This is a genomic window from Streptomyces sp. SID9727 (genome assembly GCF_010550605.1).
Classification (GTDB): domain Bacteria; phylum Actinomycetota; class Actinomycetes; order Streptomycetales; family Streptomycetaceae; genus Streptomyces.
In genome coordinates, this window is sequence record NZ_JAAGNI010000334.1 from 1 (window position 1) to 14,025 (window position 14,025).

Consider the following 14,025-nt stretch of genomic DNA (forward strand, 5'->3'; position numbering starts at 1 on the left):
ATCAGGACGGCGCGCGGGCGGCCCTCCGGCTTCAGCTCGGTGATCCCGGCCTCCGCCGCGTGCCGGGCGGCGGTACGGACCCGGGCCCCGGCCTCGGCGGCGCCGCGGAGCAGGTCGCGGCGGTCGGCTCGGGCCAGGGCGTCGGGGGCGTCGAGCAACGACTCGTCGAGCATGGGACGGTCCTCCGGTGCGGGTGCGGGGCGGCCGCTTCCGGCCGGTTACGCCGGTTACGCCGGGCGGCGGGCCTCGTCGACGAGGAGGACGGGGATGCCGTCCCGGACGGGGTAGGCGAGACCGCAGTCGGTGCCGGTGCAGATGAGTTCCGGGGTGTCGGCTGCCGTCTGGTCGTCCAGGGGGGCGTGGCAGGCGGGGCAGGCCAGGATCTCCAGGAGGCCGGCTTCGAGCGGCATGGGGTGTCCCTTCGGGCGGTCTGTTGTCGGGGCCCTTTGGGGGGCGGGGTCAGCCTACCGCCGGGGCGGGGTGGGGTGCGTGTCGTGGGGCGTCGGGGGGTGCGGGTGCGTTCCGCGAGGGCGCGGGCGGGGTGCGCCTGCGGCGGGCCTCGTCCCCTGCCCGCCCCTTCCCGAAACCGGGGCTCCGCCCCGGACCCCGCGCCTCGAACGCGGTCGGGGCCGGGTGGGCGCGAGTGCTACCCGCGGATCAAGGTCAGCACCTCGTCCCTCACTCGCCTCATCGTCTCCTCGTCCTTCGCCTCCACGTTCAGGCGCAGCAGCGGCTCCGTGTTGGACGGGCGGAGGTTGAACCACCAGGTGGGAGTGGTCACCGTGAGGCCGTCCAGGGTGTCCGTGGTGGCGTCCTCATGGTGGGCGTAGGCGGAAGCGGCCTTCGTCGTGCTGGCCTTCTGGTCGGCGACCGTGGAGTTGATCTCGCCGGAGGCGGCGTAGCGGTCGTACTGGGCGACCAGGGTGGAGAGGGGGGCGTCCTGGCCTCCCAGGGCGGCGAGGACGTGGAGGGCGGCGAGCATGCCCGTATCGGCGTTCCAGAAGTCGCGGAAGTAGTAGTGGGCCGAGTGCTCGCCGCCGAAGATCGCGCCGTGGGCGGCCATCTCGGCCTTGATGAAGGAGTGGCCGACCCTGGTGCGGACGGGGGTGCCGCCGTGCTCGCGGACGACCTCGGGGACGGAGTGGGAGGTGATCAGGTTGTGGATGATCGTGCCCCGGCCGCCGTTGCGGGCCAGTTCACGGGCCGCGACCAGGGCGGTGATCGCCGACGGGGAGACGCCTTCGCCCCGTTCGTCCACCACGAAGCAGCGGTCCGCGTCGCCGTCGAAGGCGAGGCCCAGGTCGGCGCCCTCGGCCACCACGCGGGCCTGGAGGTCCGTGATGTTCTTCGGGTCCAGGGGGTTGGCCTCGTGGTTCGGGAAGGTGCCGTCGAGCTCGAAGTACATCGGGACCAGGTCCACGGGCAGTCCGGCGAAGACCGTGGGGACGGTGTGGCCGCCCATGCCGTTGCCCGCGTCCACGACGACCTTGAGGGGCCGGATCTCCGTCAGGTCCACCAGGGAGAGCAGATGGGCGGCGTAGTCCGTGAGGGTCTCGCGCCCGGTGACCGTCCCCGGGGTCGCGACCGGCTCGGGGGCGCCCTTCTCGGACCATTCCCCGGCCAGCGCGCGGATCTCGGCCAGGCCCGTGTCCTGGCCGACCGGTGCCGCGCCCGCCCGGCACATCTTGATGCCGTTGTACTGCGCGGGGTTGTGCGAGGCGGTGAACATCGCGCCGGGCAGGTCCAGCGCCCCGGAGGCGTAGTAGAGCTGGTCCGTCGAGCAGAGGCCGATCATCGTGACGTCGGCGCCGCGTTCCGCCGCGCCCCGTGCGAACGCGCCGGACAGGGCCGGGGAGGTGGGGCGCATGTCGTGGCCGATCACGATCGCGTCCGCGCCGGTCACCTCGACGAAGGCCGCCCCGAAGAGTCCGGCCAACTTCTCGTCCCACTGGTCGGGCACGACTCCGCGCACGTCGTACGCCTTCACGAGCTGCGACAGGTCTACGGTCACGGGCCGGTCCTCCTGGGGGTTGCTTCGGACCGCCCAACGTACCCGGCGGCCGGCGGTCCCTCAGGAGTCGGGTGAGCGCAGGACGCGGAGGTGCCCCCTGCGGGCGACCTCCATCGGATCCGCGGTCCGGCGGCCCGGGGTGCCGTCGCCGCGCTCCTGCGGACGCGCGGCTTCCCGTACGGCGTTGGCCAGCGCTTCCAGGTCGTCGCCGCTGGGGCGGCTGGGTGCGGAGGGGTCGGAGAGCCGGACGACCTCCCAGCCCCGCGGCGCGGTCAGCCGCTCGCTGTGCTCGGCACAGAGGTCGTAGCAGTGGGGCTCGGCGTAGGTGGCGAGCGGGCCGAGGACCGCAGTCGAGTCGGCATAGACGTACGTCAGTGTCGCGACGGCAGGGCGGCCGCACGCGGTGCGCGAACAGCGACGTACAGGGCTCACGATGTTGGACGGTACCGCACTCTTGAGCGGGCTGCGACGACTCTCCCCCGGCTCACCCCTCCGTGTCGCCCTGTGACCTCCGGCACACGCGCCCCCCGGGCGACTTGGCTGACCTGCGTGGGAGGAGAGAGCGAGGGTTCTGACGGCGATGATTCCGGTCACCTCTGTGCCGCGAACCTTTCACAAGGCGTCGGTCCGGCGGTCGCGAGCGGGGCCGGAAACGGGCTCCGGTGTGGCTGGATCGCTCAAGAGCGGACAGGGCGGCGGGGGCCGGACCGCTCGGGGGCGTACCGGGCGGCACGGGGGCGGATCATCCCGGAGCGGGCGGGCGGCGGCGCGGGAGCTCTCGCCCTCCGGCCGCGCGGGCCGTCGGGGGTTAGGCTGCCTCGGTGATGGACAGTTCCGTACCGCCCAGCCCGTCCGAGCCGCGTCCGCGGCGCCGGGACCGACACGGCCGAGGGATGCGCGGGCCCGTCGCCCCGCCGCAGGTGCCGCTGTCCACGAGCCGCGCGGACAGCTTCCGCGATCTCGTCCAGGACTCGGTGGAGCGGCTGGAGCGGCGCTGGCCGCAGCTGGCGGAGGTCGACTTCGTCGTCCTGGAGGTGCCGGAGACGGCGGAGGAGACGGTTCCGCTGGGCGACGCGGTCTCCGCCGAGAAGGGCCGGCCCGCCCGCATCACCGTCTACCGGCGCCCTGTCGAACTGCGCACCAAGAGCCGGGACGAGCGCGCCCTGCTCGTCCACGAGATCGTGGTCGAGCAGGTCGCGGAGCTGCTGGGCCTGGCGCCCGAGTCCGTCGATCCCCGTTACGGGCAGGAGTAGCGGCCCTCTCGGCCGCCCCTCTCAGTCGTCCAGCACCGACAGGTCCTGCCGGGCCGTCGGGACCTCCACCGTGCCCCGGTCGTCCGGCAGCGTCTGCACCGTGAACATCTGGATGCCGTTCACCTTCTCGGTGAGCGTGCGCGCGGCGTGCACCGGTCCGCCGGACTGCGTCTCGACCGTCAGGGCGTAGGTGCCCTTGAGGCCGGTGGGTGCGGGCGGGGTGACCGCCGTGGTCGTGCCCGCCGCGATCTTGTACGTCTTGCTGACCGGCGTACCGCCGCCGCTGCCCGCCGACGCCGTGACCTTGACGGTGCCGGCGGCGCCGGGGGCGGTGAGGGAGAGGACCGAGCCCTTGGACCGGTTGTCGGCGACGGTCGCGCGGGCGCCCACCGGGCCGGTCGCGGGGATGTAGGCGACCTCCTGCTCGTCGCCCTTGCCCCGGACCACGCGCAGGGCGGCGACGACCGGGGTGGCCCTGCTCTTCTCGGAAGGCACCAGCATCAGCGAGCCCGCCTCGCCCCGGGTGATGTCCTTGAGGTCCATTCCGGCGGTCATGTGTGACTTGACGTGCAGTTCCTCGTGGCCGGCCGGGGTGACCGCGCCGGACTTGCCGAGCAGTTTCAGACCGAGGTCGGCGTCGTCGTCGCCGGGCGCGAAGGCCACCAGGCGGACCGAGGTCGCGTCGGCCGGGATGCCCGGCAGGACGAGCGTGCCGGCGGGTTCGGCGGAGGCGGTGAGCCAGTCGCTGCCGGTCTTGTCGTCCGACGTCCTGACGGCCGCGCCGACCCTGCCCGTCCGGGTGGTGACGTGGACGGTGACGTCGTCGGCGGCCTTGCTCGTGAGCGTCGAGATCAGGACGCGCACGCCGGAGCCCGCCGGGACCGTGATGCCCTCGCCGACGTCGGACTTGAGGGAGCCGTCCGGGCCGTACAGCTCGATGTCGGCGACGGCCGCGGTGTCGTCCGGGTTGGTGAGGTGGACGTAGTCCTCGCGGGACTTGGCGGTGCTCGCCGCGGGGAACCAGAAGTCGGTGTCGGGCACGGTGCAGCTGATGCCGAGCAGGCCGCGTCCGTCGCCCGCCTCGATGGTGGTGGTCTGCTGGGCGGTCCAGCCGGGTGCGAGCCGGCCCGTCGCGGTGCCGATGAGGGCGGGCGAGTCCGCGCCCGACGCCTTGCCGGTGGCGGGCTTGCCGGGCTCCTTGAGGGAGACGACCGGCTTGTCCCCCTTGTCCTTCTCGCCCTTGCCCTTCTTGTCCTTGCCGTCGGACTTGCCGTCGGACTTCGCCTCGCCGTCCTTCGCGGAGGACAGGAGCTCGGCCGTGCCGGCCGCGGTGGAGCCGCCGCTCCCGCCGGTCGGCGTGAAGGCCGTGTACGCCGTCTCCGAGAGGTCGGAGAGACCGGGTGCCGGGCAGAGCAGGCTGGTCCGTTCGACGGGCAGCCGTGCGGCCGTCCTCGCTTCGGCCGTGTCGCCTCCGGACGGCTCGTTGAGCACGGCGAACCCGGTGACGGCGGCCAGGGCGACCGCCCCGGCGATGAGGGACAGGCTGCTGGTGGACTTCACTCGGACTCGCCTCGCGATGCGTTACCGGTCGGCCACGGGTTCTGGCCCGGGGCGGGGTTCTCGGGGTTCTGCGGGTCGTACGGGCGCTGCTCGCCGTACTGGCCGGCCTCGGGGCCGTACCCGTTCGGGTCATAGGACTGCGGGTCGTACGCGGGCGGGTCGTACGGGCCCGCGTACTGACCGTCCTGGTACTGGCCCTCCTGGTACTGGCCCTCCTGGTACTGGGGGTAGCCGTACGGGTCGTAGCCGCCGGTGTCCGGCTGCTGCTGCTGCCCCTCGGCGTACTGGGGGTCCTGGTACGGGGCCTGGGGGTCCTGGTACGGGGCGCCGTCCTGGTACTGCGGGTGGCCCGCGTCCTGGTACTGGCCCTGTCCGTCCGCCCAGTCGCCGTACTGCTGCTGCGGTACGAAGGCGCTGTCGTCGCCCTCCGGGGCCGCCGGGTCGGTTTCGGCGCTCTGCTGGGCGGGAACGTACGCGGGCTGCTCGCCGGTCTCCTCCTGGCCCGGAGCCCGGTCCGGGACGCTCTCCGCGTCCTGCTGCCCGGGGGCGTCCTCGGCGGCCTCGCTCTCGGCCAGGGCGGCGGCGCGCAGCCTGCGGGCGCGGCGGCCCTCGCCGGCGACCGGTTCGGCGGCGACGGCCTCGGCCTCCTCGGGCAGGTCGTCGTCGATCTCGCGGCGGCGGCCGGGCAGGGCCATGACCACGAGGACCACGGCGAGCGCGATCTGCGCCCAGATCCACACGGTGTGGGTGAAAGGCTCCTCGTACGTGAGGTCCAGGGTGCCGCCCTCGGCGGGCAGTTCGAAGCCCTGGGCCCAGCCGTCGACGGTCTTCGCGGTCAGCGCGCGGCCGTTCAGCGTGGCCTGCCAGCCGGGGTCGGCGGCGTCGGCGATCCGCAGCACCCGGCCGTTGCCGCCCGCCGGGATCCTGGTGTGCGCCTCGACCGGCTGGGAGCCCACGGGGAGCGGTTCGTCGCCGGCCCCGGACGGGACGATCATGACCCGGGCGACCTGCCGGTCCACCCGCCACAGGGCGCTGCCGTCGAGCTGGCTGAGCCGGCTCAGGCCCGGGGTCGCGTCGAGCACCCGGCTCATCTGCTTGGGCGCACCGTCGCGGACGAGGACGTAACGGATCGCGAAGCCGCTGAGCTGGCTGCCCTGGTCGGCGCCGGAGCCGGCCACCAGGTTGGCGACGACCTTGTCGAGGTGGCTGTTGCCGCCCTGGGCCTCGGCCAGCTCCGCGTCACCGAGCCGGGCGCCCGAGCCGCGGACGAGGGTGTAGTCGACGGAGGCGGACGAGGTGCCGCCCAGGACCAGGGTGCGCGGCTGGTCGCGGGTGCCGCTCTCCTCCGCGACGAACGCGGGCACCTGGACCGGGTCGCGGCGTTCCAGCGGGCCCGCCGCGCCGCCGATCATCCAGCCGGCGGCGGCCAGCACGGGGGCCACGCCCGCCGCGAGGGCGATCAGGACGGCGACCGGCTGGCGCCAGCCGAAGCTCAGTTCGGCGACGCGGATGCGGGCACCGTCCGCGCCGACCAGCGCGGCCGCGATGAGCGCGGCGCCGTAGACCAGCGTGGCGGGGCCCGCCCAGCCGGAGCCGTTGGCGAGCCCGGCGAACGCGAGGGAGACCAGCGCGGCGACCCAGGCGGTCCGGACGGCGAACTGCCGCTCCCCGCGCAGCAGGGCGGCCAGCGCGGCGAGGACGATGCCGAGGAGCAGGACGCCGCCCGCCGCCTTCGGCCCGCCGGGGCTGAGGCCGAGGAGGTCCAGCGCGGAGGCGGAGCCCGTACCGGTCTCCAGGCCGGCTTCCTCCAGGAACGCGGACGGGCTGCTCAGCAGCGAGAGCGACCACGGCGCGAGGACCAGGACCGGGGTGCCGACGGCGGCGAGGAAGCGGAGCCCGTACGCGGCGATGTCGCCGCGCCGCAGCACCAGGACGCCGAGGCCGAGGACCACCGCGAGGGGCCACACGATCGGCGTGAACGCCATGGCGACGGTGAGGAGCAGGGTGTACGCCCAGGTGGCCCGCCAGCTGCCGCGGGCGCCGCCGGAGGCGCGCATGCCGTGCGCGGAGACCGCGGTGCGGGCGATCAGCGGCAGCAGGACGGCCAGGACGGCGGTGCCGAGGCGGCCGGTCGCCAGGGCACCGGTCGCGGCGGGCAGGAAGGCGTACGCGACGCTCGCCCAGGCCCGCAGCAGCCGCGAGGGCAGCAGCGGGCGGGTGACGAAGTACGCGGTGAGTCCGGCGAGCGGGACCGAGCAGACGAGCAGCAGGGTGAGCGCGAAGCCGGTGGAGCCGAGGAACAGCGCGGACAGGGCCGAGATGACGGCGAGGTAGGGCGGGGCGGTCTGGGTGCCGCCGGTGCCGACGGTGTGCCAGCCGTCCGCGTACCGCGACCAGAGGTCGGAGACGTCCCCGGGGGCGGGCAGCAGGGCACCGCCGGCCAGCGCGCCGCCGCCGATGAGGTCGCGGCAGGCGACGAGGGAGACCAGGAGGAGCAGGGCGAAGAGGACCGGCCCCGGCTTGCGGCCGACCTTCTTCAGCCGGGCGAACTGGTCGACCTCCAGGTAGTCGGCGTCGTCGCCGCCCGGTCCGGACTCGACCGAGCCGTGCCGGGAGCCGCCGGAGTCGGCGTCCGAGCCGCCGAAGTTTCCGGCGACCTGCTCGACGGTGGCGCGGACGGTGGCACCGGGTGCGGGGAAGAGGCCGCGCAGTTCGGCGGCGTCGACGGCGCCCTTCCCGCGAGCGCGGCGGGCGGCCAGGATGCGGCCGGGGCGCAGCAGGGTGCTCAGGAGTCCGGTGACCTCGTCGACGGCCTGGCCGGGGACCTTGCCGACGAGGTAGGCGAGGGTGCGCAGCAGGGTGCCGACGACGAGCCGGAGCATCACCCAGGGCAGCTTCCTGCCGGGTGCGTTGACGAGCATCGTGTAGACGGCGCCCGCCTTGTCCACGCGGTGCGGGCTGGCGACGTTGCGGCCGGCGCAGTCGATGGGGCGGCGTTCCCGCGCGGACGCCTCGGCGTGCCGCAGGACGGCGTCGGGGGCGACGAGCACCCGGTGGCCCGCCAGGTGGGCGCGCCAGCACAGGTCGACGTCGTCACGCATGAGCGGGAGCCTGCGGTCGAAGCCGCCCAGCTCCTCCCAGACGTCGCGCCGGACGAGCATGCCGGCGGTGGAGACGGACAGGACGGTGCGGACCTGGTCGTGCTGGCCCTGGTCCTGCTCGCGGCGGTCGAGGCCGGTCCAGCGGCGGCCGCTGTTGGCGATGGAGACGCCGACTTCGAGGAGCTGTCGGCGGTCGTACCAGCCGCGCAGCTTGGGGCCGACGATCGCGGCGTGCCGGTCGTTGTCCACGACGCGGAGCATCTCGGCGAGCGCGTCGGGCGCGGGCGCGCAGTCGTCGTGGAGCAGCCAGAGCCACTGCACCGGTTCGCCGTGCGGCAGCTCGGGCATCTCGTACGCCTCGTCGTGCCAGGTCCGGGTGACCGGGTCCCAGCCGCTGGGCCGCTTCAGGTAGGGCAGGTCGTCCGGGGTGAGGACGCCGGCCGTGCGGCTCGCCTCGTCGACGGCGGTGCCGAAGCTCGTACGCCGCGCCAGGTGCAGGACGCGGTCGGCGCCGAGGGCCTCGGTGACCAGGCGCGCGGAGTCGTCGGCGCTGCCGGTGTCGGCGGCGACGACGTTCTGTACGGGGCGCTCCTGGCCGAGCAGTCCGGCGAGCGCGTCGGGCAGCCAGCGTGCGCCGTCGTGGGAGACGAGCACGGCGGTGACGACATGCCGGGGGAACTCGGGGGCGGCGGCGGCCGCGTACGGCGCCGTTGATTGGCTGTGCACGGACATCGAGGTACGGGCCCTCCGGCCGGGTCCGGGGGACGTCCCCCCGGGGGCTGCATCGGTGTACACGCGCGCTCTGTCGGGTCGTTGGCGCGTCTCGGACGGGGCCCCACACTAACGGTAGGGGTCACCGGGGTGGTGCGGAGCGGTTGAACGAGGGCGCGAGCGGGTAGCGGCCGGCGCGGATTTCCGCCGGGTGCGGGCATGGCGGTGGTGCTGCCCGGGTACGGCGACGGCCCGCCGCCTGCGGGGTGCAGGCGGCGGGCCGTGGTGTTCGCGCGCGGTGGGCCGGGCCGGTCGGCCCGGTCAGACCGCGGCCTTCTTCAGGCGTCGGCGCTCACGCTCGGAGAGGCCGCCCCAGATGCCGAACCGCTCGTCCTTCGAGAGGGCGTACTCCAGGCACTCGGACCGGACTTCACAGGCGAGACAGACCTTCTTCGCCTCGCGGGTCGATCCACCCTTCTCGGGAAAGAAGGACTCGGGGTCGGTCTGGGCGCACAGTGCGCGCTCCTGCCAGCCGAGCTCTTCGTCCGCGTCCTCGACCAGCAGTTGCTGGAACAGCTCGGTCATGTGCGCCCCTCGTCTGTCTTCTGCGTCCCGTGATGCGGCCGTTACCGAATCGGCCGAACGACACGGGTGAAATTACAAGCGTGTAGCTCTGGCTGGTCAAGCCCGGATCTGCTATTGGCTCCGGTATTCACCCTGCGGCACCAACCGTATGCGTTAAGTGTTCAAATCACCAAAAACCTGACATATGCCATGGGCGCTACCGTGTTCCCGTCCGCCATGGAGACAAACCACTGCGGGCGCGGACACGTTTCGATTCGATCACTGAAGCGACCAAGATCACATTCGGGTCACGGTGCCGCGCCCACGTTTGGCAGCGCGGCTGTTGCGCCACCTGTCCCCACCATCGGCCGCTAAAACCTTTCTCCGCGCGGAGTAACCGGATGAGGTGAAACATTGCCGCCAAACCGGGCATTGGATTGACACCGGGCGGCTCTTTGGTTCTCCTTGATGGCATGCCAGTGACCTCAGCGACGCACGCGACCCGCGCCCGTGGGTTCCGCAGCGCTGTCCAGGCTCGCTGTCGCTGTTCCAGCTGTCTCAGCTGTTGATGCCGCCGACGCCGTCGTAGCCCTTCCGCTCCGGCCCGGCACCGCTCGTCCCGACCCTCCCCGCGCGGCCCCTCCGGCTTTCCGGCCGCCGTTGTCCACGGACCCCGCGACGAGCCCACCGCACCGCATGCCGCACTCGCACCCTGCCGAGGAACCACGCTCCATGAACAGCAGCGACAGCGACCTCCAGATCGCCGGCGACCTCCTGGAGGTCCAGCACCTTCTCCGCCCCGTCCCCGAACACCCCGCCACCGTGGCGGAGTTCGTCGGCCTCGCCCGTACGATCGCGGCCGACCGCGACCGGTGGGCGCCGCTCGTCCGGTACGACGCCACCACCCGCTGGTACCACCGCCTGCGCGCGGTTCCCCAAGGTCTCGGCTCCGCTCGACCGGGGGAAACCCCACTCGGCTACGAGGTCTGGCTCCTCAGCTGGGTGCCGGGGCAGGGCAGCGGGCTGCACGGCCACGGGCCGTCCTCCGGCGTCCTGACCGTGCTCGACGGCGAACTGACCGAACGTACGGAGCGGGGGACGCGGACGCTGGGCGCGGGCGCGCAGCGCGTCTTCGCCCCCGGCTACCTCCACGAGGTCGTCAACGACTCCCTGGAACCGGCCGTCAGCCTCCACATCTACTACCCGGGCCTCACCGACATGCCGATGCACGCCGCGCAGTGCGCCACGGCGGCCGCGACGGCCTGAAGGCCCCCCACCACCCCGACACGGGTCAGGCTCCGCCTGACAGTCCCACCCGTCGCCCCCCACCACCCCCACAAAGGCCAGGCTCCGCCTGACAGACTGTTGGGCATGCGCATTGTGGTTCTGGCCGGCGGTATCGGTGGTGCTCGTTTCCTGCGGGGTCTCAAGGAGGCCGCGCCCGACGCGGACATCACGGTCATCGGCAACACCGGTGACGACATCCATCTGTTCGGGCTCAAGGTCTGCCCCGACCTCGACACCGTGATGTACACCCTCGGCGGTGGCATCAACGAGGAGCAGGGCTGGGGCCGTACCGACGAGACGTTCCACGTCAAGGAGGAGCTCGCCGCTTACGGCGTGGGCCCCGAGTGGTTCGGGCTCGGCGACCGCGACTTCGCGACGCACATCGTCCGTACGCAGATGCTCGGCGCGGGCTACCCGCTCAGTGCCGTCACCGAGGCGCTCTGCGCGCGCTGGAAGCCGGGCGTCCGGCTGCTGCCGATGTCCGACGACCGCGTCGAGACGCATGTGGCGATCGAGGAGGACGGCGAGAGCCGGGCCGTGCACTTCCAGGAGTACTGGGTGAAGCTGCGGGCCGCCGTGCCGGCGCGGGCGATCGTGCCCGTCGGCGCGGAGCAGGCGAAGCCGGCGCCCGGTGTCCTGGAGGCGATCGCCGGGGCCGACGTCATCCTCTTCCCGCCGTCCAACCCGGTCGTCTCCGTCGGGACGATCCTCGCCGTGCCCGGCATCCGCGAGGCCATCGCCGAGGCCGGCGTGCCGGTCGTCGGCCTCTCCCCCATCGTCGGTGACGCACCGGTGCGCGGGATGGCCGACAAGGTCCTCGCGGCGGTGGGCGTCGAGTCGACCGCCGCCGCCGTCGCCGAGCACTACGGCTCCGGGCTGCTCGACGGCTGGCTGGTCGACACCGTGGACGCGGACGCGGTCGGGCGGGTGGAGTCCGCGGGCATCCGCTGCCGGTCCGTACCGCTGATGATGACCGACGTCGCCGCCACCGCCGAGATGGCGCGGCAGGCGCTCGCCCTCGCCGGGGAGGTCCGCGCGTGAGCTCCGCCGACGCCCCCTCCTACCGGGTGTGGGCCCTGTCCGGGATGCCCGAGGTGCGGCCCGGGGACGACCTCGCGAAGCTGATCGCGGCCACCGGGCCGGAGCTCGTGGACGGTGACGTCCTGCTCGTCACCTCGAAGATCGTCTCCAAGGCGGAGGGCCGGATCGTGCGGGCCCCCGACCGGGAGGCGGCGATCGACGCCGAGACGGTACGGGTGGTGGCGCGGCGCGGTCCGCTGCGGATCGTGGAGAACCGGCAGGGCCTGGTCATGGCCGCCGCCGGTGTCGACGCGTCGAACACTCCCGCCGGGACGGTCCTGCTGCTCCCGGAGGACCCCGACGCATCGGCCCGGGCGATCCGGGAAGGGCTGCGGGAGGCGCTCGGCGTCGAGGTCGGCGTCCTCGTCACGGACACCTTCGGACGGCCCTGGCGCAACGGGCTGACCGATGTCGCCATCGGCGCGGCGGGAGTGCGGGTGCTGGACGACCTGCGGGGCGGGCGGGACGCGCACGGCAATCCGCTGGCCGCGACCGTGATCGCCACCGCCGACGAGCTGGCCGCCGCCGGCGACCTGGTCAAGGGGAAGACGGACGGGCTGCCCGTCGCCGTGGTGCGCGGGCTCGGGCATGTCGTGGACGCGGCGGACGAGCAGGACGCCCGTGCGCTGGTGCGGGTCGCGGCCGACGACATGTTCCGGCTGGGGACCTCCGAGGCGGTCCGGGAGGCGGTGACGCAGCGGCGTACGGTGCGCGAGTTCACGGACGAGCCGGTGGATCCGGGGGCGGTGCGGCGTGCGGTCGCCGCCGCCGTGACCGCGCCGGCGCCGCACCACACGACGCCGTGGCGGTTCGTGCTGCTGGAGTCCCCGGAGTCGCGGACCCGGCTGCTCGACGCCATGCGGGACGCGTGGATCGCGGACCTGCGGCGCGACGGCAAGAGCGAGGAGTCGGTCGCCAAGCGGGTGCGGCGGGGCGATGTGCTGCGCCGGGCGCCGTATCTGGTGGTGCCGTGCATGGTCATGGACGGTTCGCACACGTACGGGGACGAGCGGCGGGACGGCGCGGAGCGCGAGATGTTCGTGGTCGCGGCGGGGGCCGGCATCCAGAACTTCCTGGTGGCGCTGGCCGGGGAGCGGCTGGGGTCGGCGTGGGTGTCCTCGACGATGTTCTGCCGGGATGTGGTGCGGTCCGTTCTGGGGCTGCCGGGGTCATGGGATCCGCTGGGGGCGGTTGCGGTGGGGCACGCGGTGGCGGCCCCCGGGCCGCGGGCGGGGCGGTCCGCGGAGGACTTCGTCGTGGTGCGGTAGGCGCCTCCGGCGCCGTGTCCCGGGGTCCTGGCTCCGTGTGACCTGAGCGCCCGACGGGCCGCTCGGGGCTCTGCCCCGGACCCCGGTCCTCGATCGCCGGACGGGCTTGTTCTCGCTCGGCCCCTCGTCACCCTGCGGGCTTGATCGTGGCCCGGGCTCAGGGGTTCTACAGCCGTGCGATGTCCCTCGGCTGGAAGCGCGGTGCTCTTCTCGGGGGCGTCGCGCCCGAGAGCAGGATCAGGCGGGTCGCCCGGTGGCGTTGGCCCTCGTACGGGGTCAGGAGGGTGAGCATCTCCTCGTCGTCCGCATGCCGGTTGCCCGCCAGGGCGTGGCCGACGATGCCGGGGAGGTGGAAGTCGCCCACCGTCACCGCGTCCGGCGCGCCGTTCGAGCGTTGCAGGGTCTCCGCCGCCGTCCAGGGGCCGATGCCCGGGATCGCCTGGAGGCGGGTCAGCGCGTCGGGGAGGTCCATCGCGGACGCCTCCTCCATGCGGCGGGCCACCCGGACCGCGCGCAGGATCGTCGCCGAGCGCTTGCTGTCGACGCCCGCGCGGTGCCAGTCCCAGGACGGGATCAGCGACCAGGTGCGGGCGTCCGGCATCACGTAGAGGCCGTACTCCTGCGGGCCGGGCGCAGGCTCCCCGTACTGGCGCACCAGGAGGCGCCAGGCGCGGTACGCCTCGTCCGTCGTGACCTTCTGCTCCAGGATCGACGGGATCAGCGACTCCAGGACCAGGCCCGTGCGCAGCAGCCGCAGTCCGGGGCGGCGGTGCTGGGTCTGGGCGAGGAGGCGGTGGCGCGGGGTGAAGGCCGCCGGGTCGTCGCCCTCGCCGAGCAGCGTGGGCAGCTGGTCCAGCAGCCAGGGCGCGCCGGGCCCCCAGGCGGACGCCTCGATCCGGCCGTCCCGGGCGACGACGTGCAGCGTGCCGGGGCCCTCGGGGGTGCGGCTGGCCCGGCGCACGGAGCCGTCGGCGACCATCCGGAACGTGGGGTCGGCGGGGCCACGACGCAGGGGGCCGAGGACGAGCCTCAGGTCGAGCGGGCCCGGCGGCGTCCAGACACGGGTCTGCGCCGCCGGTACGGGCGTGGCCGCCGCCTGGTGCGGGACGGGCGCGCGCCGGGCGTTGCGGGGAGCGAAGCGTCCTGCCACGGATGAGGTCCTCGGTCGTCGGGGCTGCCTGTCGAGGGTA

11 protein-coding genes and 1 pseudogene are annotated in these 14,025 nt (G+C 73.9%); 4 read left to right on the forward strand and 8 right to left on the reverse strand.

Annotated features, from left to right (window positions below; translation table 11 throughout):
* The 4 genes and pseudogenes from G3I41_RS36980 to G3I41_RS22680 all read right to left on the reverse strand — a co-directional run.
* A pseudogene (locus tag G3I41_RS36980) lies at positions 1 to 173 on the reverse strand (mannose-6-phosphate isomerase); the annotation flags it as partial.
* A gap of 54 nt (positions 174 to 227) precedes the next feature.
* On the reverse strand, positions 228 to 410 hold the full coding sequence (locus G3I41_RS22670; RefSeq protein WP_018103989.1) for a Trm112 family protein: 183 nt from the start codon (positions 408 to 410) through the stop codon (positions 228 to 230).
* A 236-nt stretch (positions 411 to 646) separates the two neighbouring features.
* A complete protein-coding gene (locus G3I41_RS22675; protein WP_164402241.1) occupies positions 647 to 2,011 on the reverse strand; it encodes a phosphomannomutase/phosphoglucomutase in 1,365 nt (454 codons plus the stop codon).
* A gap of 60 nt (positions 2,012 to 2,071) precedes the next feature.
* Positions 2,072 to 2,443 carry a DUF3499 domain-containing protein gene (locus tag G3I41_RS22680; RefSeq protein WP_343242207.1) on the reverse strand — a complete coding sequence of 124 codons (372 nt, stop codon included), beginning with the start codon at positions 2,441 to 2,443 and terminating at the stop codon, positions 2,072 to 2,074.
* 392 nt (positions 2,444 to 2,835) lie between these two features.
* Between G3I41_RS22680 and G3I41_RS22685 the strand changes: the two genes are divergently transcribed.
* Entirely contained in the window at positions 2,836 to 3,264 is a 429-nt protein-coding gene (locus G3I41_RS22685) for a metallopeptidase family protein (protein WP_203601512.1), read from the forward strand.
* A 21-nt stretch (positions 3,265 to 3,285) separates the two neighbouring features.
* On the opposite strand, the gene G3I41_RS22690 is transcribed toward G3I41_RS22685, so the two are convergent.
* From G3I41_RS22690 to G3I41_RS22700, 3 genes are all read right to left on the reverse strand, one after another.
* Positions 3,286 to 4,824, reverse strand: a complete 1,539-nt coding sequence (locus G3I41_RS22690) for a DUF5719 family protein (RefSeq protein ID WP_164402243.1) — start codon at positions 4,822 to 4,824, stop codon at positions 3,286 to 3,288.
* The gene (locus G3I41_RS22695; protein WP_164402244.1) at positions 4,821 to 8,657 is read right to left on the reverse strand and encodes a glycosyltransferase family 2 protein; all 3,837 of its coding nucleotides are present in this window, start codon (positions 8,655 to 8,657) and stop codon (positions 4,821 to 4,823) included. The genes G3I41_RS22690 and G3I41_RS22695 overlap by 4 nt, the downstream gene beginning before the upstream one ends.
* A gap of 300 nt (positions 8,658 to 8,957) precedes the next feature.
* On the reverse strand, positions 8,958 to 9,221 hold the full coding sequence (locus G3I41_RS22700) for a WhiB family transcriptional regulator (protein WP_018103995.1): 264 nt from the start codon (positions 9,219 to 9,221) through the stop codon (positions 8,958 to 8,960).
* Positions 9,222 to 9,932: 711 nt separating this feature from the next.
* Between G3I41_RS22700 and G3I41_RS22705 the strand changes: the two genes are divergently transcribed.
* The 3 genes from G3I41_RS22705 (at position 9,933) to G3I41_RS22715 (ending at position 12,835) form a co-directional block, all read left to right on the forward strand.
* Positions 9,933 to 10,466 (forward strand): cysteine dioxygenase family protein, encoded by a 534-nt coding sequence (locus G3I41_RS22705; protein WP_164402245.1) that lies wholly within the window; start codon positions 9,933 to 9,935, stop codon positions 10,464 to 10,466.
* A gap of 105 nt (positions 10,467 to 10,571) precedes the next feature.
* The gene (gene cofD, locus G3I41_RS22710) at positions 10,572 to 11,528 is read left to right on the forward strand and encodes a 2-phospho-L-lactate transferase (protein WP_164402246.1); all 957 of its coding nucleotides are present in this window, start codon (positions 10,572 to 10,574) and stop codon (positions 11,526 to 11,528) included.
* On the forward strand, positions 11,525 to 12,835 hold the full coding sequence (locus tag G3I41_RS22715) for a coenzyme F420-0:L-glutamate ligase (RefSeq protein ID WP_164402247.1): 1,311 nt from the start codon (positions 11,525 to 11,527) through the stop codon (positions 12,833 to 12,835). Before cofD ends, G3I41_RS22715 begins: the two co-directional genes overlap by 4 nt.
* Before the next feature lie 166 nt (positions 12,836 to 13,001).
* On the opposite strand, the gene G3I41_RS22720 is transcribed toward G3I41_RS22715, so the two are convergent.
* Complete coding sequence (locus tag G3I41_RS22720) at positions 13,002 to 13,985, reverse strand: DNA-3-methyladenine glycosylase 2 family protein (protein WP_164402248.1); 984 nt, start codon at positions 13,983 to 13,985, stop codon at positions 13,002 to 13,004.
* Positions 13,986 to 14,025: the final 40 nt, after the last annotated feature.

Excerpts from the sequence above, each read along its gene's own strand:
- G3I41_RS22695 (WP_164402244.1), bottom strand. The coding sequence starts at position 8,657 with ATGTCCGTGCACAGCCAATCAACGGCGCCGTACGCGGCCGCCGCCGCC.
- cofD (WP_164402246.1), top strand. The coding sequence starts at position 10,572 with ATGCGCATTGTGGTTCTGGCCGGCGGTATCGGTGGTGCTCGTTTCCTG.
- G3I41_RS22685 (WP_203601512.1), top strand. The coding sequence starts at position 2,836 with ATGGACAGTTCCGTACCGCCCAGCCCGTCCGAGCCGCGTCCGCGGCGC.
- G3I41_RS22705 (WP_164402245.1), top strand. The coding sequence starts at position 9,933 with ATGAACAGCAGCGACAGCGACCTCCAGATCGCCGGCGACCTCCTGGAG.
- G3I41_RS22700 (WP_018103995.1), bottom strand. The coding sequence starts at position 9,221 with ATGACCGAGCTGTTCCAGCAACTGCTGGTCGAGGACGCGGACGAAGAG.
- G3I41_RS22670 (WP_018103989.1), bottom strand. The coding sequence starts at position 410 with ATGCCGCTCGAAGCCGGCCTCCTGGAGATCCTGGCCTGCCCCGCCTGC.